Consider the following 18,053-nt stretch of genomic DNA (forward strand, 5'->3'; position numbering starts at 1 on the left):
TTCCCGCTAAAGAGCGGGAGCTTGAGGAGCAGCTTGATCTAATCGACGAATCCAGTTCTCTTGAAGCACCCGCTCTTTATGATGGGTCTCAAATTAAAGGAGGATATTGACAATGGCAGTTACAACGTACTATGAACAGGATGCAGAACTTAGTGTATTAAAAGGAAAGACAATTGCGGTAATCGGGTACGGTAGCCAAGGACATGCCCAAGCACAAAACCTACGTGACAGTGGTCTTCAAGTTGTCATCGGTCTTCGTGAAGGTAAATCTTTTGAAACTGCGAAAAATGACGGTTTTGAAGTATTGCCAGTAGCTGAAGCAGTATCCCGTGCAGATGTTGTGCAAATCTTAATGCCAGATGAAACTCAAGCATCCGTATATAAAAATGAAGTGGAACCAAACCTCAAAAAAGGCGCAGCTTTGATGTTCTCCCACGGATTTAACGTACACTTTGGACAAATCGTTGCTCCTAAAGATGCGGACGTGCTGCTCGTAGCACCAAAATCTCCAGGTCACATGGTTCGTCGTACTTATGTTGAAGGCTTCGGCGTTCCTGGCTTGATTGCAATCGAACAAGATGCAACAGGTAAAGCGAAAGAAATCGGTCTTGCTTATGCAAAAGGTATTGGTTGTACACGTGCAGGAGTTATCGAAACTTCTTTCCGCGAAGAAACCGAAACCGACTTGTTCGGCGAACAAGCAGTACTTTGTGGTGGTGTATCCGCACTGATCAAAGCTGGATTCGAAACTTTGACAGAAGCAGGCTATGCTCCTGAAATGGCTTACTTCGAATGTCTGCACGAATTGAAACTGATCGTTGACATGGTATACGAAGGCGGATTGTCCAGCATGCGCGATTCCATCAGTAACACTGCGGAATACGGTGACTATGTAACTGGACCACGCATTGTAACTGAAGATACTAAAAAAGCAATGAAAGCTGTTCTGACAGATATTCAAGAAGGTAAATTCGCTCGTGACTTTATCCTTGAGAACCAATCCGGACGTGCTTTCCTTACCGCTACTCGCCGCAACGAAGCTGCTCACCCAGTAGAAGTTGTAGGTAGCCAATTGCGTGAAATGATGCACTGGATTAAGAAATAATCATATTCATACTTATGATTAAATAGTGTTACCTTCAAATGCGGCCGTGACTTTGCGAGCCGCATTTGAGAGTTTCAGCACAATCTTTGGGAGGTGCTTAGCATGCGGAAAATTTATGTGTTCGATACGACACTGCGAGATGGAGAGCAGTCACCAGGTGTGAACCTCAACACGCGTGAGAAAGTGGAGATCGCTTACCAGTTAGAGAAGCTGGGAATTGATCGCATGGAAGCGGGTTTTCCTGCAGCTTCTCCAGGTGATCTAGCTTCTGTTAATGCGGTGGCAAGAGCTGTGAAGAACGTCACGGTAATCGGCCTTTCTCGTTCTAGAGAGACAGATATTGATGCTGTAAAAGAAGCACTACAGGGAGCGCAGGACCCTTGTATTCATATTTTTCTAGCTACATCTCCTATTCACCGGCAGCATAAGCTGCGTATGGATAAGGCTCAGGTGTTGGAAACTGCACAGTCTGCTATCCGATACGCTAAGAAATATTTCCCTAAGCTCGAGTTTTCATTAGAAGACGCGGGCCGTACGGAGTATGATTTCATGGCTGAAATGGTCGGCATGGCTATCCGGGAAGGGGCTAATGTTGTTAATATCCCGGATACTGTAGGTTATTTGAATCCTTCTGAGTACGGAGCTATCTTTAAATATCTAAAAGAGAATGTGCCTGATATTGAACGCGTACAGCTTAGTGCCCATTGTCATAACGATCTTGGCATGGCTACAGCAAATACACTGGCTGCGATTCAGAATGGTGCAGATCAGATCGAAGGAACGATCAACGGTATCGGTGAACGTGCCGGGAACACAGCGATTGAAGAAGTGGCATTGGCGCTGGAGACACGTGCTGAATTCTTTGGCGCAAAAACTTCCTTAACTTTGTCCGAGATTTCTCGCACAAGTCGCTTGGTCAGCAAGTTGACAGGTATGGTAGTCCCAGGGAATAAGGCGATTGTAGGAGCTAATGCATTTGCTCATGAATCGGGTATTCACCAGGACGGAATGCTGAAAGAGAAAACCACTTATGAGATCATGACACCGGAGACCATTGGACTTAAAGAGAGCAAACTGGTACTTGGTAAGCACTCTGGACGCCATGCTTTCCGCGATAAGTTAAGTGATCTAGGGTATGATTTATCTGAAGAAGAGCTTAATACAGCTTTTTCAAGGTTTAAGGACTTGGCGGATAAGAAAAAAGAAGTGTCGGATGAAGATATTTTGGCATTAATTGAAGAGAAACTAATTGATACGCCAGAAGTATTCAGACTTCAGACGATTTACGTTACTTACGGTAATAAAGCTGTTCCAACTGCTAAGGTGATTATCGATGGTCCGGAAGCGGAGCCTATTGTAGCAGAGGCAGAAGGCAATGGTTCTGTAGATGCCATCTACAATGCAATTGATAAAGCCACGGGTGAGGAAGTTACCCTTGGGGACTATTCCATTAAATCCGTCTCCCGTGGTAAAGATGCACAGGGCGAGGTTCATGTAGTACTGTCGCAGGGTGAAGTTGCTGCACAGGGCCGTGGACTTAGCACCGATATTCTGGAAGCGAGTGCCCGTGCTTATATTGATGCGCTTAACAAGCTTCTAGAGAAGCGTAAAACTTACACCAAACGTGACCACGCAAGTATATAAGTGAAATTATATTGTGCAGAAATTTACTAATACTTAGAGGAAGCCCTGACAGTGAACTCACTGTCAGGGCTTTTTTGTTATTCGAAAAATTTGCTAATTGAGCCAATTCTGGCGAAATTTCAGATCTGTTCAGAAATTGTTCATGTCGGCAAATTACAATCGAAGGGAGATTATTGAAGTATTTGGAGAACAAACAACTTAGAAATAGTCGAGTAAGTACTTTTATAGGAAGAAGGAGGACTTTCGTTTTATGTGGAAAAAGAAAATTGGTTTATGGATGGTAGTAATACTTCTTAGTACGCAGTTTTTCAATGCTTTTGGCTTCGATTCTCAGGTCAAAGCAAAGGCGATTGAGAACAGTGCTAATATCATTACAAGTGTGACGATGTCTGTATATGAGAATGGGGTACAGGTCACAGATTCTGTTTACAAGCTGAGCTCCACCGTGAAGTTGAACTATAACTGGGCGGTTCCAGATGGAAGTGATTACGTTGCAGGTGATACTTTTACATTTGAACTACCAGAAGGGTTTGTGCTCGAGAAAGACTTTTTGAATAAAAAGATTATGATTGAAGGGCAAGAACTGGGGCATTACGACATTATAAAAGGGAGTCCTAACAAAGTTACCTTAACATTCACCGGTGAAGTCGGAGAATATTTCGATGTCAAAGGTGCAATTGAAGTGGAGACTCGTTTTGACACAACAAAGTTTACGGATACTATACCCTATACGATTAAGTTTCCGATAAATGGTGGTGCAGAGCAGGAGTTTACAGTCCAATTTAAACCTGAGGTTAGTTCTACTATTGACAAAGATGGAGTTGCGGTAGGCACTAATCAAGGAAATTATAATGCCAAACAGATTAAATGGACTGTTGATGTGAACAAAGTTATGGATAGTGTATATGGAGCTGCTGTAACTGATGTAATCCCTACGGGTTTAGCTTTAACTGATATAAGTGATATCAAGGTCAGTAAGCTTAATGTAGCACTAAACGGTGATGTATCTCCTGGTGCTCCTTTAAACACTAGTCAATATTCTGCAAGTCAACAGGGGAACACCTTAGAGGTAAAGTTTATTACCCCTGATATTAATACACCTATTACGGAAGCATACCGTATTGAATACGTTACGGATGTTATTGATGATACTAAAACCACTTTTGTAAACACGGCAACTTTCAAGGGGAATAATACAGGACCTTTTTCAGATAATGCAAGTGTATCTCTTAATCATGGAGCATTATTGAAGAAATCTTTTCTCAGTTATAATTCCGTGACACAGGACACTTATTGGGCGATTGAGTACAATTATGGTGAAAAATCGATCTCTAAAGCAGATGCCAAATTGTTCGATTATTATACGGACTCTCAACAGTTTGTACCTGGCTCTCTGAAGGTATATAAATTAGATTTCACTAAGTCTAAAGATAATCCTGATAAAGTTTTAGTAACTGACTACACAGTATCTGAGAATACTTTAACTCCGAAAGCAGGGCTGAAAAATTTCGAATTATCATTTAATAATAATATTTCGAATGCTTACAAGATCGAGTATCAGACCCGGGCGAAAGATCGCATCGAAGAAGCAACAAAGGTTTCAAATACTGTTACTACTATAGTTAATGGTGTTACTAATGACAAGCCTGCGAGCGGGACACTTAATCAAGATATTATCTCCAAGAAGGTTGGACAGGCTAATTACGCTGATAAAACTATAAGCTGGACAATAAAAATTAATAGTGATAAAAAAGTAATGAATAATGTAGTGATTACGGATACCTTCCCTAACAGAGGTTTGAAATTTACTGATGTTGGGTTTGTTATCAAAGATGATAGCGGTAAACTAGTGGACTCTTCTATGTATACTCTTGATGATTCAAAACCTACAGAAGGTTTTACCGTGAAATTCAACTCATCAATAGATAAGACTTATACAATTACTTACAAAACGTATTTCAATAATGATTGGTTGAAGAATAGTAACGGGACTGTATATGATTGGGTTAAGAACGAAGTGAAATTTTTGAATAGAGCTTCTGTTGTATGGAATGACCCGTCCAATCCTACAGAAACGAAAACCATCACGGTTGAGGATACATTCTATCCTGATTCAAAAGCAAAGAATAATGGCTACAAAAACGGTTCCTATGACGCTCAAACCAAAGAGATTTCTTGGGAAATAGGGATTAACTACAATAGCAAAGAGCTTGATAAAGCTGTGCTTGTTGATACCTTAGAAGATAAACAGCAGTTGATAGAGGGATCTATAAAGGTTTATGAACTTTCGATAGAAAGCAGTGGTAACCCTAAAGTTGGAAAAGAAGTCACTGTTACTGCCAGCTCTAATCCCAAACTATATTCTGTAGATTACAATAAAACGACTAAATTGTTGAAAATAAGCTTTAATGAAAAAATTGCTAAGCCTTATTTGATTAAATTCAGCACCAGCTTAAAGGATCAAGTGGTCGAGAATGGAACGATTTACAATACAGCTAAGCTGTCTGACAATGGTGTGCCTGTATCAAAAGATTTGAAAAGTGAAGTTAGCATTCCAAACGGTGGTAAAAATGATCAATATGTTACCAAGTCAGGAGTACAGGACCCTAAAAATGAGACAAAACTAAATTGGACTTTAAAGATCAACTATAACCAATCTCTTGTAGAAGATGCACAAATCATTGATAATCCGGACGCTAATCAAATGTTCTTGCCGGAGTCATTCCGGTTGCTGCCGACAACAATTTTAAAGGATGGCACAGTCAATGAATCTGGTCCAGCACTCATTCAAGGAGCGGACAAGGATTATACGCTTGAATTTACAAAGGATGACAAGACAGGTGCAGAGCAATTTAAATTGAAGTTCAATAAAACGATTGAGAAACCTTTTATTTTGAAGTATGACTCTATAATTTTAGAGGCGAAAAATGGTGGGAAAATTAGTAACTCTGTTAAATTTAGTGGTAATGGATCCCAAACGGAAACCCAATCCAAAGAATCAAGTGTAACTGTAGTATTTTCGGATTCCAGTGGAATTGGACAAGGGACTAGAAAAGAATTAGCTGTCAAGAAAGTAGATGCAGCAGATAATAGTAAAGCTCTTGAAGGAGCTATCTTCAATTTATATCGCGTGTCTGGATCCGAGGAGGTTTTATTTAGCACATCTATTCCGACAGATAAAGACGGTAAAACAGTATTTAAAGATCTCCGGCCTGGTAAATACTTCTTGCAAGAAAAAACGGCACCTATTGGATATATCAAGGATGCAAATAAATATGAGGTGAAATTTAGTTCAACAACAGTTACAGATATGACTGTAACGAATCAAAAGATAGTGACGCCAACAACAGCACCAACAACAGCGCCAACAACAGCACCAACAACAGCACCAACAACAGCACCAACAACAGCACCAACAACAGCACCAACAACAGCACCAACAACAGCACCAACAACAGCGCCAACAACAGCACCAACAACAGCACCAACAACAGCACCAACAACAGCACCAACAACAGCACCAACAACAGCGCCAACAACAGCACCAACAACAGCGCCAACAACAGCACCAACAACAGCGCCAACAACAGCACCGACGGCAACGCCGACAGCAACACCGACGGAAACACCTGTGTCGACAGTAACACCTACGTCGACGCCAGACAATCCAATTTTCCCTGTGTCGACCCCGACGTCAATACCGGGAGTAATCGTTACGGCTACTCCATCCGCAACACCTGTGGTGGCGACACCAACGGTAGCACCAACAGCAACACCAACTATCACGGCGGTGCCAACTAGCACGCCTGTTGTTCCGAAAGTGACGCCACCTGTAGAGAAACTGACTACAGATGAGGACATTCCTCTTGAAGGTGAAATCCCACTCGGTGGATTACCAAGTATTAGTGATAAGCCAGATCATGGTAAGGTGACAATTACTAAAGATGGCAAGTGGATTTATACACCAGATCCAGGCTTCATTGGCAAAGACAAGTTCACGATCATTGTGACAGATGAGAATGGAAATGAAGAAGAGATTGAGATCGAGATTGATGTCGAGGAAGTACCGACAGGTACTGTGAAAGAACCAGGGGATAACAGCAATAAACCAACAGAGCTTCCGAAAACGGGAGAAGACAGTGCACTTCCTATTTACTTAGTAGGTGGAGGTCTAGTTCTTGTGGGATTTGTGTTAGCTCGAAGATTTAAACGAAGTAATTAATATATCGTAATGATAAGGGTGCTGTCCCGGCACTCAACACCCATAGGATAAAAGTCAACGGAGCAAGGCTCCTCCTGTTATTGGAGGAGCCTTGCTTTTTTTTTGGTCTATGGCTACTCGTTTCATAACCTTCTTCACTTACTACCCAACTCCCAACGAAGTGAACCTTGACGAAAATGGGATTTTCACTCATTATTCGTAATGTAGCGCCAGCGACACTATTTAGCATATATCTTTTTTTTTACTAACTAGTAAGCGCTATCATAAAATGCGCTGGGAGATGATACCATGGAATTTATGTATTTAGGAACTGGAGCAAGCGAGGGTTATCCAGCTTTATTTTGTCAATGTGAACGTTGCTCTATGGCGATGGAGCTTGGTGGCAAGAATATTCGCGCTCGTACAGGAGCGCTTATTAACTCTGATTTGCTGCTGGATTTCTCACCTGACATGTATATGAATAAGCTTCGTTACAAATTGGATTTGGGGAAAGTTAATCATTTGATTGTTACGCATTCGCATACTGATCATTTTGCAGCAGCAGAGCTCATGATGAGGCATGAACATTGGTATTGTCAGCTGCAGGAGAGTGGAAAAAAACTGCATATTTACGGAAATGAAACGGTAGAAGAAACGATGAAGTCAGCTCTTCGCTATGATTATGGAACCGATACGATTGAAGATCCTTTTTACGAGTTTCATATCATACAGTCTTTCATGCCCTTCACTCTAGGAGAAGTGACAGTAACCGCATTGCCAGCCCATCACAAGCCGGATGAACATAGCTTTATCTATCTACTTGAGCAGAATAACACAAGATTCTTATACGGCAATGATAGTGGTATATTCAGTGATGAAACCTTCAATTATCTACGTGATAAGCATCTGGACGTTGTTAGTCTGGATTGTAATTATGGGCTAGAGGATAGATATGATTATCATATGGGGATCTCCGGTTGTCGGATTGTAAGAGAACGTTTGCTTGACCAAAATAGTTGTGATACTAGTACATCATTTATTCTGACTCATTTCTCTCACTACAGCGCAGAGTTGCATGATACTTTAGTTAAGAATACAGCAGAGGAGAATTTCATCATTTCCTATGATGGGATGAAAGTCTTCTTAGCATGACATGATGATAGTCTATCTATAATTAAAAGAATAGTCATTACCCGTAAAATCCTCCCTTGAGGAAAGGACTACTTTACGGGTCTTTTTCATAGCTTTAAGGGCTCAAAATGAGTAGATACGGAGGTAGAGAATGAAGCTGCTGGCTACGGGAAAAGTAAAATGGTTCGTCTATCAGAAAGTTGTCATCGTATTTATCGTCTTTTTGATTCCGCTCATTTCGATGAATATTTGGGTGAATTATAAGGGGATGTCATTCACCAAAAATACGATTTTGGACTCATCCTTGGCTGGGGCGTCATTCTATTCCAAGCAACTGGATAAAGAGATATATTTCATCCGCAATCAACAATTACAATTTCAAGAAGATAAAAACATACAGAAGCTTAGTTTCCGAGGCGAAAGTTTAGAAAAGTATGAAGAGGTAGAATTAATCGGTAATGCTGAAGATCTATTGAATCGGATCATTGCCTCAAGCGAATATGTGGTTAACGCCGGGGTATATATTAAGTCTCTGGGCAAAACGATCTCTGGTAAGACGGGGGTCACGGCCATTCCTAATATGGAGTACGAGAAAATTTCCTCGTTACTTAAGGTTAAGCAGAAGCCTTCATTCTATCGGAGCGGTGATGCGATTTTCCTTATAGAAACAGGAGATAATGCGGAGCTTTGGTCGTATATTGAAATCTCAAAAGGTAAGCTATTGGAGGCACTAAATCAAATCGCAACCTTATATCAAGAATCGGAGGTATTTTTGGGAAGTAATGAGCTGGGCAATATTCTATCTACTACAGACGATCAGTTAGTATCTACTGAGGTCCTTAGGCTCATCACCAAACAGGATCAGTTTAATTCCGATATCCCAGAAATAAACAAGGTGAACGGTAAAAGTTACTTTATTGCCCATAACTTTATCAGTTCTTTGAATCTATCCTTGATTATGTACGTGAATCAGAATGAAATCACAAGGCCCTTAAGCCAATTTAATACACTACTATATGCCTCTTTCGTCATCGCTATTGTGGTAATGATACTTTATTCTTATTCGGTAAATCTAATGATTCATAGGCCCTTATCCAAATTGGTTAAGACATTCCGTATGGTAGAAACGGATAATCTTGATTTAGTCATCGAGTCAAAGACCAAAGATGAGTTTTACTATATATTTAATAGTTTTAATCGCATGGCTTCTAGACTTAAGCGTTCTATTGAGGAGAATTATGAACAGAAGATTGCCCTGCAGCATTCGCAGTTGAAGCAATTGCAGTCACAGATTAACCCGCATTTTCTCTATAACAGCTTCTTTAATATTTATATGATGTGTAAAGTAGGAGATTCCGATAGTGCGGCTGAGCTCTCACAAAAGCTAGGGAGCTACTACCAATACATCACAAGAAGTGGATCGGACGAGGTGCCTTTCTTTAAGGAGTATCAGCATGCGCTTGATTATTGTGAAATTCAGTGTATTCGCTTCTCGAATCGTATTTCTTTCGAATATGAAGAAATACCCGTTTTGGCGAACGCGATTTTAGTACCGAGGCTGATTATTCAGCCGATTGTTGAGAATGTTTTCGAGCATGCTTTCGAAGACGACTCCCGACAAGGGGTTGTCTATATTGGTGCCGAATGCGAAGAGGGAATAGTAATTATCACAATTGAAGATAACGGTAATCTTTTAAAAGATGAGGAAATAGAGTACTTGCAGAAGAAACTTGCGATGGGTCTGAAACAAGTTGAGAAGACGGGATTAATCAACGTTAATAATAGACTCCAATTGAAGTACGGACCAGATAGTGGCTTGTTTGTCTCACGCAGCAAATACGGAGGATTGAGGGTAGAACTGATAGTTAAATATGAGAGTAAGGAAGTGTGATTATGTATAGATTACTAATCGTAGATGACGAGCCTGTGATTGTGAATGGATTAGTCCAACTGTTTCAGGATAACTCAGAATTTGAACTGGATATACGAAAAGCTTACTCCTCAAGCGAAGCTCTTGAAATTGCTAAGAAAACGAAATTGGATATTTTGGTTAGCGATATTCGTATGCCTCAGAAGAATGGTCTCCAGCTCGTGGACGAAATCGTCTATTATTGGCCATTATGCCGAGTGATTTTCCTTACAGGATACAGTGAATTTGATTATGTATACGAAGCGATTCGTAAGAATGTGGACAATTACATTCTGAAAACGGAAGGAATTGAACCTATTTTCGAAGCTGTGAAGACAGCAGTCGACAAGCTAGACGAGGAGAACCGTCGTAGACTTCAATTGGAGAAGGCACAAATGCACTATCAAATCGCTAGTTCCTTCCTAAAGAAAGAGCTGATGGAGCGGGTGCTGAGCGGGGAGTCTATTACTTCTATACTCAATAATGTACGTTACAAAGATGTAGAGTTCGGCATTGCATTAGATCGTCCTTCATTCTTTCTTGTTGGTATCTTGGATCGACTAGATGATCCTAAATTTAAAATGCCTCCCTCTGTTCAGCGTATTTTCCATGATCACCTGCCTGCATCTATTGCATGTGAAGAAGTGATTTATGATGATCGTGTATTCATATGGCTGCTTCAACCAGATGAAGGATTGCTGAATCGCTTTCGTAGTGACTATCCAGATCAAGGGGTGAATTGGCCTGGAATCGTTGCTTATATGAGAGGGATATTAGAGCCTGTACAGAATGAGTGTGATGAGCTGCTAAGTGTCTGCGTTTCATTCGGAATATCGGGGGATTTACTTAACCATTGGGAATCAATCCATCTTCAAGTTGAAGCAGTGCGCTCTATGATTCTTAAGAGAGCTTTATTAGGTCAGCACATGCTTATCCTAGACCTTGAGAAACTAAGTCAACTTGAGGATACGATGCACAAAGCTGGAGGAATCGAGCAGGAAGATTTCAAGACGCTAATCATCGAACAAATTCACCAATTTGTGCAGGAGAACCTATCTGGGGATCTATCGCTTACCTCAATTGCTGCAGAGGTGCATCTTAATCCGTCCTATTTATCTCGTTATTATAAACAGACGACAGGACAAAATTTATTAGAGTATATCCAGTCGACGAAGCTGCATGTTGCTCTGCAGCTGATGAAGAATACAACTCTGAAATTAAATGAAATCGCCATCCGGGTCGGTTTTGAATCACCATCCTACTTTACAACATTCTTCAAACGCAAAATGGGTTTATCTCCACAGGATTATCGGAATTCAAAATAAGTAAATAAAGTGAAAGTGATGTAAAAAAAGTGAAATTGAAAGCGGTTTCCTCTGTGACTAAAATAATAACTAGGAACACTGATTAACAACAAGAATTGCAGCAAACAAAGGGGGGAAGCGTTCAGATGAAAAAAATGAGACCATGGAAAATGATTTTGTCAGTAACGATGATTCTTTCATTATTGTCAGCATGTGGAAGTCAAGGGGATGGAAATGCGAATGCACCATCTACGCCTAAGGAAGAGACTACGAATAGTGCGACAGACAGCGCCACAGCACCTGATCCACTAGGGAAATACCCGGAAACGGTCACTGTTACAGAAATACTAGGATATAATCCACCAGAAGATCCAAGAACTCCAAGCGGAATAACACCGGAACAAAATGCCTACCTGAAAGATCTCAAAGAGATGATGAATATTGAAGTGAAATACAAATGGACCGTTCCCTCTGCCCAGTTTGAACAGAAGTTCTCGCTTGCAATGGCATCGGGGGATCTACCCGATGTGATAGAAGTTGATCAGAAGAACTATGAGAAACTTAAAAAGCAAGATATGCTTGCTGATCTGACAGATGCTTATGCACAATATGCGTCACCAGCTCTTAAGGCTTATATGGACTCAGATGGTGGATTCGCGATGAAAACGTTCAGTGCGGATGGTAAGCAATTAGGTATTCCTGCATTTGAAGATCCCTTCTTATCCACGCAGCTGCTATGGATTCGTCAAGATTGGCTTAATAATCTAGGTTTACAGGCACCGAAGACGATCGATGAGCTTGAGAAAGTTGCACAAGCATTCACACATAATGATCCAGATCAGAATGGTAAGAATGACACCTATGGTATCGCCATGCAAAAGAATCTCTTCTTTTGGGGATTTGATGTCAGAGGTTTCTTTAATGGATTCGGTGCTTATCCTTCCGTTGGTGATAAACAATCGGCTTGGATTAAAGGCGGCGATGACAAATTGTTACCGGGATTGATTCAGCCTGAAGTGAAGAATGCACTTGGTAAGCTACAAGCATGGTATAAAGATGGAATTATTGATAAAGAGTTTGCACTAAAGGATGAGAATAAGGCTGTAGAAGATCTGACTGCAGGTAAAGTGGGTATTTCCTACGGAGAGTGGTGGTATCCGAACTGGCCGCTTAACTCCAGCGTAGACAAAGATCCAAAGGCGGATTGGATTGCAATTCAGCTTCCAGGGATTGATGGTCCAGCTAAATCACTCGTTCCAAAAATCCGCAGCAACAAAATTTTCGTTGTGAACAAAAAGATGAAGAACCCAGAAGCAGCGATTAAGATGCTCAATTTCTACATCGAAGTTGGTAATAAGAAATACAAGGATAAGAACAAAGCGGCAGATGGCTATGTATACAACTGGTTTAACCCACGGATTGCCAACCCTGTTGATATTGATACGATTTACAGGGAAGTAAACAAAGCGCTCGATGCTAATCAGACTGAAATTACAATAGACGATGCAAATTATAAGACCGTTGCGGATACTTTCAAAGCGACTAAGGACTTCCTGGCAGGCGACACATCTAACGCTACCAAAGGTGTAAACTGGGGTCAATATTATAGCCGGGCTGCAAAAGACGGTGGCTGGGGCTTAACACGACAAATTAAAGAAAATCAACAATTTGTATACAACGAGTTTTACGGTCTTCCTACACCAACAGTAGTGGAAAAGGGCGGTCAGCTGGATAAGTTGATGCAAGAGTCCTTTACCAAGATTATCATGGGTGGTTCTCTTGATGATTTCGATAAATTCGTGGATAGCTGGAAGGCACTTGGCGGTAATGAAATTATCGATGAGGTCAATGAATGGTATAGCACGGAAGCTACGAAATAAATCATAGGGACAAGAAAGCGGGTGAGGTGAGTCGGGTGAGCCGACTCACCTCCCGTTTTAAAATGAGTAAGTTGGTGAGGAGGGCATCTATGAAATCACTGAAGAAAGAATATCCGCTTCATATCATGTTAATACCGGGTGTGATTGTTACACTGATTTATGCCTACGGACCGATGGCCGGCCTGGTTATGGCGTTTCAACAGTTTGAGCCGTTATCCGGTTTTTTTAAATCCGATTTTGTGGGATTAGATAACTTCCGTTATGTATTTAATTTACCGGATTTCAAGCAAGTACTTTGGAATACGCTAGTCATAGCTATCATCAAAATGGTATTGTCGCTGCTTGTCCCGCTCATTCTAGCTTTATTATTAAATGAGCTTACTAAGAAATGGTTCGCAGGTTTTATTCAATCCGCCATTTTCCTCCCGTTCTTCCTTTCATGGACCGTCCTTGGGGGTGTCATTATTGAATTATTCTCTCTGAATGGACCTATTAATGGCTTAATTTCCTCTATGGGCTTAGAACCTATCATGTTCATGCTTGATAATTGTTGGTTCAGGGGGATTATCATTGGCTCGGATGTCTGGAAAGGCATGGGCTACAATATGATCATCATGCTTGCTGCCATCACAGGAATTAATGCGACGCTGTATGAAGCGGCAGAGGTAGATGGTGCAGGGAAATGGAAGCAAATGCTTAACATTACGCTTCCAGGTATAGCACCGATTATTATTTTACTTAGTGTATTAGGTCTCGGTGGTATTCTTAACGCAGGTTTTGAGCAGATATTGATTATGTATAACCCGACTGTATATGCAGGCGCAGATATAATAGATACATTTGTCTATCGATTGGGGATGTTCAGCCAACAATTTGGACCTGCGGCAGCAGTGGGTCTCTTTAAATCGATAATATCTTTATTTATGGTATCAACAACTTACTATGCAGCTTACAAATTTAACAATTACCGCATATTCTAGGAGGTGGAGATGGTGCTACATAAACAATCATTCAGCAGAAAGTTATTTATCGTGTTCAATACGCTGTTGTTAACTTTCATTACCATACTCGGCATTATCCCATTTGTACACTTACTCTCCATCTCACTAAGCTCGAATACAGCTGCGATGGCTGGAGAAGTGAAGCTTTGGCCCGTCGGCTTTTCCTGGGATGCTTATGTATATTTAGGAGAAAAGGTAGAGTTCTTTCGTTCCTTGGGAGTCTCCGTAAAACGAGTAGTGCTCGGTTCAGTAGTTAACTTGTTTCTAGTATTTATTACTGCTTTTCCGCTTTCCAAATCGAATGATCAGTTTAAATTTAGAACCGTATATGTATGGATATTCGCGATTACGATGTTTTTTGGAGGCGGCTTAATTCCGACGTATATCGTAGTGAAGAATACAGGCTTAATCGATTCCATTTGGGCGCTTATCTTACCAGGTGCATTGAATGTATGGAATATGGTTCTGATGCTTAACTTCTTCAGATCTATTCCAAGAGAATTGGATGAAGCGGCTACGATTGATGGTGCCGGACATTGGAGAGTACTTTGGCAAATTTATTTACCGATATCCCTTCCATCCATCGCAACGATTGGGTTATTCACCATAGTTGGGCATTGGAACGCTTGGTTTGACGGTATCCTTTACCTGAATTCACCTGAGCACTATCCACTACAGACCTATCTTTCTACCTTGATTATGTCTATCAATGCCCAGATGTCATCGATGTCCATTGAGCAGCTCAAGGTGATGGAGAACCTGAGTGAGAAGACGATCCGAACAGCGCAAATATTCATGGGCGCATTGCCAATTATGGTAGTGTATCCATTCTTACAAAGGTATTTCGTAAAAGGAATGACGGTTGGTAGTGTTAAAGAATAAAGAAATAGAGTACAGACATAGCATAAAGTCTCATATGAAGGAGCAGATTGCGATGAAGAAAGTTACTGTTGCTTTAATTGGAGCGGGCCTGCGAGGAATTAATTATTCAGAATATGCGATTCAGCACCCCAATGAGCTTCAAGTTGTAGCTGTTGCAGAGCCGAATGCGAAGCGGAGAAATAAATTTAAGGCAAGACATAAGCTGGCTGATGATATGTGCTTTACCCATTGGGATGATTTTTTTGCCTCCCCGAAAGTAGCAGATGCGGTATTTATCTGTACCCAAGACAATCAGCATTATGTGCCAACAATGAAAGCACTGGAGGCAGGGTATCATGTACTATTAGAAAAACCGATGTCCCCTGATGCCAAGGAATGTGTACTTATGGGGGAAATGGCCTCTAAAGTGAATCGTGTCTTCTCGATATGCCATGTATTGAGATATACCAATTTCTTCTCTACGATCAAGGAACTGCTGGAAAGTGGTGCGATCGGACAATTGATGTCCATTCAACATAATGAGAACGTGGGTTACTGGCATCAAGCTCATAGCTTCGTAAGAGGGAATTGGCGCAAAAAGGATGAGTCCAGTCCGATGATTCTCGCTAAGTCCTGTCATGATCTGGACATTCTTTCCTGGTTGACAGATTCAGAATGTGTTCGAGTGTCTTCCTTCGGCTCACTGTCCCATTTCAAATCTAGTGAAGCACCGGAAGGAGCCCCGCTACGTTGCACAGATGGATGCCCAGCAGCAGATAAATGTCTCTATTATGCTCCTAATCAATATTTGACGGAGGATACGGATTGGCCTACATCGGCAATTAGCGATGATCCAAGCTATGAAGCCCGCCTGAATGCTCTTCAGGAAGGACCTTATGGACGATGTGTCTATCATTGTGATAATGATGTCGTCGACCATCAAGTGGTAAATCTAGAATTTGCTAATTCCGTAACTATAGCTTTTACAATGAGTGCGTTTACCAAAGATGTAAGTCGTACCCTCAAGCTGATGGGTACCACGGGGGAAATTCGCGGTGCGATGGAGAAGAATGAAATTGAAGTGATCCATTTTGGCAGCGGTAAGGTAGAGAGAATCTCGTTCGAGAATGCAGGTGGTCATGTTGGTCATGGCGGCGGCGATATGGGGTTAATCAAAGATTTTGTTAAGCTGGTTCGAGCGGAAGGGAAGATTCAAGGTCTTACATCAGCAAATCATTCCGTTCAAAGTCACCTTATGGCTTTTGCAGCAGAGCAATCTCGCATCGAGGGTAACAGTATTGTTCTGAAAGAATTTGCACAAAGTGTCTGTAATGATGAAGAGGTGAAGCAACGATGAATGCCCCGCAGCCATTTCAGACGATGTTATTAAGTTCGTTGGTTAAGGTATTTGCTGATGAAGTGCCGAATCATGAATCCTATCACAGTGCAACCGCACTTGTCGGAGAAACATTTTCGTTCCAAGTCGCTTATACCTCAGATACACTTCTAAAGAATATTAAAGTAGAGATAAAGTCATCTCTTCCAGATCTAATATGTATAAGATCCGTTGGACTTGTTCCCTCAGAAATGCCTTGTTTCAAAAATCATGATGACGATGTGCTAAGAACTACGCCGGGATTATATCCAGATCCATTGTATACGCTGGATCAACAATCTATTTCATCGATCCCGGGACAATGGCGATCTTTATGGGTGACGATAACCTTGGATGAAACAATGAGTACGGGGCTTCGCTCTATTCAGGTCCTCTTCCAATCATCTGAAGGGCAGATGTTAGGTGAATCGGATGTATTCGAGTTAACCGTTATCCCTGCAACACTACCGCCGCAACAGTTAATTCATACGGAATGGTTCCATGTGGATTGTCTTGCTACAAAGTATGGTGTCGAAGTATTTAGTGAAGCACATTGGGCCCTTATAGAACGTTATGCAGATACGATGGTTAAGCATGGCATGAACATGATCTTAACTCCGTTGTTTACACCGCCTTTGGATACAGCCATTGGTGGAGTACGTCCAACCGTTCAATTGATTTCCGTGACTAAAGCGGGAGATCGTTATGAATTCGGATTTGATCTGCTTACTCGTTGGGTATCGATGTGCCGCCGACTTGGCTTCAAATACTTTGAGTTCTCTCATTTATTTACTCAATGGGGTGCAAAATGTGCACCAAAAATAATGGTAACCATTCAAGGTGAAGATCAGCAACTATTCGGCTGGGATACGGACGCATCCTCGGCGGAATACCGTAGTTTCTTGGATCAATTTTTACCTTGCTTAGATCAATATTTGAAAGAGCAGGGAATAGACCAGCAAAGCTGGTTCCATATTTCAGATGAACCAGGAGAGGAACATTTGGAATCGTACCGAGCTGCAAGTGAGATCATTTATAAACATTTATCAAGTTATCCGATCATGGACGCTTTGTCCGAATTGGAGTTGTATGAACAGGGCCTGGTGAAAAGGCCGATTCCTGCGAATACGCATATTGAACCGTTCTTAGAACATCAGGTTCCAGACCTTTGGACGTACTATTGCTGCGCTCAAGGTGAACAAGTATCCAACCGGTTTTTCAACATGCCATCTGCTAGAAATCGTATAATCGGGTTTCAATTGTATAAATTCGGATTACAGGGCTTCTTGCATTGGGGTTATAACTTCTGGTACTCGCAATATTCATTGAATCAGCAGCTGGACCCTTATCGTACGACTGACGCTGAGCATGCATTTCCCTCAGGAGATGCCTACTTGGTCTATCCGGGAGAAGAAGGCCCGATTGAATCCATTCGACTGGAAGTTCTATATGAAGGGTTGCAGGATTTGCGCGCACTAGAATTACTTGAGCAGAAAATTGGCAAGAAAGCAACGATAGCCATTATGGAAGAGGGTCTGAGTACATCGTTGACCTTCTCTGTATACCCGAGGGATCAGGGAACATGGCTCTTAGAGGCAAGAGAGCGGATCAATCAAGCGATAGCAAGATATTCTACTTAAGT

At 41.4% G+C, this 18,053-nt stretch carries 11 protein-coding genes; all 11 read left to right on the forward strand.

What is annotated here, in order from left to right; translation table 11 throughout:
- Positions 1–112 precede the first annotated feature (112 nt).
- The 11 genes from ilvC to MKX35_RS28740 all read left to right on the forward strand — a co-directional run bounded on the left by ilvC (position 113) and on the right by MKX35_RS28740 (position 18,051).
- Positions 113–1,105, forward strand: coding sequence for a ketol-acid reductoisomerase (gene ilvC, locus MKX35_RS28690; RefSeq protein WP_036679485.1), 993 nt, complete (start codon positions 113–115; stop codon positions 1,103–1,105).
- Positions 1,106–1,207: 102 nt separating this feature from the next.
- A complete protein-coding gene (locus MKX35_RS28695; protein ID WP_042125095.1) occupies positions 1,208–2,749 on the forward strand; it encodes a 2-isopropylmalate synthase in 1,542 nt (513 codons plus the stop codon).
- A 250-nt stretch (positions 2,750–2,999) separates the two neighbouring features.
- Positions 3,000–6,971 (forward strand): collagen binding domain-containing protein, encoded by a 3,972-nt coding sequence (locus MKX35_RS28700; protein ID WP_341044510.1) that lies wholly within the window; start codon positions 3,000–3,002, stop codon positions 6,969–6,971.
- 288 nt (positions 6,972–7,259) lie between these two features.
- Positions 7,260–8,102 (forward strand): MBL fold metallo-hydrolase, encoded by an 843-nt coding sequence (locus MKX35_RS28705; RefSeq protein WP_076286339.1) that lies wholly within the window; start codon positions 7,260–7,262, stop codon positions 8,100–8,102.
- A gap of 130 nt (positions 8,103–8,232) precedes the next feature.
- The gene (locus MKX35_RS28710) at positions 8,233–9,972 is read left to right on the forward strand and encodes a sensor histidine kinase (RefSeq protein WP_076298237.1); all 1,740 of its coding nucleotides are present in this window, start codon (positions 8,233–8,235) and stop codon (positions 9,970–9,972) included.
- Positions 9,973–9,974: 2 nt separating this feature from the next.
- The gene (locus tag MKX35_RS28715; RefSeq protein WP_076298236.1) at positions 9,975–11,315 is read left to right on the forward strand and encodes a response regulator transcription factor; all 1,341 of its coding nucleotides are present in this window, start codon (positions 9,975–9,977) and stop codon (positions 11,313–11,315) included.
- 125 nt (positions 11,316–11,440) lie between these two features.
- Entirely contained in the window at positions 11,441–13,174 is a 1,734-nt protein-coding gene (locus tag MKX35_RS28720) for an extracellular solute-binding protein (protein ID WP_076298235.1), read from the forward strand.
- 89 nt (positions 13,175–13,263) lie between these two features.
- Positions 13,264–14,154 carry an ABC transporter permease gene (locus tag MKX35_RS28725; protein ID WP_076298234.1) on the forward strand — a complete coding sequence of 297 codons (891 nt, stop codon included), beginning with the start codon at positions 13,264–13,266 and terminating at the stop codon, positions 14,152–14,154.
- Between the two features lie 9 nt (positions 14,155–14,163).
- Positions 14,164–15,057, forward strand: coding sequence for a carbohydrate ABC transporter permease (locus MKX35_RS28730; protein WP_042125110.1), 894 nt, complete (start codon positions 14,164–14,166; stop codon positions 15,055–15,057).
- A gap of 52 nt (positions 15,058–15,109) precedes the next feature.
- The gene (locus MKX35_RS28735) at positions 15,110–16,393 is read left to right on the forward strand and encodes a Gfo/Idh/MocA family protein (protein ID WP_042185725.1); all 1,284 of its coding nucleotides are present in this window, start codon (positions 15,110–15,112) and stop codon (positions 16,391–16,393) included.
- The gene (locus MKX35_RS28740; RefSeq protein WP_076286335.1) at positions 16,390–18,051 is read left to right on the forward strand and encodes a DUF4091 domain-containing protein; all 1,662 of its coding nucleotides are present in this window, start codon (positions 16,390–16,392) and stop codon (positions 18,049–18,051) included. Before MKX35_RS28735 ends, MKX35_RS28740 begins: the two co-directional genes overlap by 4 nt.
- The last annotated feature ends 2 nt before the right edge of the window (positions 18,052–18,053 follow it).

The organism is Paenibacillus sp. FSL R5-0923 (genome assembly GCF_038009145.1).
Classification (GTDB): Bacteria; Bacillota; Bacilli; order Paenibacillales; family Paenibacillaceae; genus Paenibacillus_AQ.

Excerpts from the sequence above, each read along its gene's own strand:
- MKX35_RS28720 (WP_076298235.1), top strand. The coding sequence starts at position 11,441 with ATGAAAAAAATGAGACCATGGAAAATGATTTTGTCAGTAACGATGATT.
- ilvC (WP_036679485.1), top strand. The coding sequence starts at position 113 with ATGGCAGTTACAACGTACTATGAACAGGATGCAGAACTTAGTGTATTA.
- MKX35_RS28715 (WP_076298236.1), top strand. The coding sequence starts at position 9,975 with ATGTATAGATTACTAATCGTAGATGACGAGCCTGTGATTGTGAATGGA.
- MKX35_RS28740 (WP_076286335.1), top strand. The coding sequence starts at position 16,390 with ATGAATGCCCCGCAGCCATTTCAGACGATGTTATTAAGTTCGTTGGTT.
- MKX35_RS28735 (WP_042185725.1), top strand. The coding sequence starts at position 15,110 with ATGAAGAAAGTTACTGTTGCTTTAATTGGAGCGGGCCTGCGAGGAATT.
- MKX35_RS28725 (WP_076298234.1), top strand. The coding sequence starts at position 13,264 with ATGAAATCACTGAAGAAAGAATATCCGCTTCATATCATGTTAATACCG.
- MKX35_RS28705 (WP_076286339.1), top strand. The coding sequence starts at position 7,260 with ATGGAATTTATGTATTTAGGAACTGGAGCAAGCGAGGGTTATCCAGCT.
- MKX35_RS28730 (WP_042125110.1), top strand. The coding sequence starts at position 14,164 with ATGGTGCTACATAAACAATCATTCAGCAGAAAGTTATTTATCGTGTTC.
- MKX35_RS28710 (WP_076298237.1), top strand. The coding sequence starts at position 8,233 with ATGAAGCTGCTGGCTACGGGAAAAGTAAAATGGTTCGTCTATCAGAAA.
- MKX35_RS28695 (WP_042125095.1), top strand. The coding sequence starts at position 1,208 with ATGCGGAAAATTTATGTGTTCGATACGACACTGCGAGATGGAGAGCAG.
- MKX35_RS28700 (WP_341044510.1), top strand. The coding sequence starts at position 3,000 with ATGTGGAAAAAGAAAATTGGTTTATGGATGGTAGTAATACTTCTTAGT.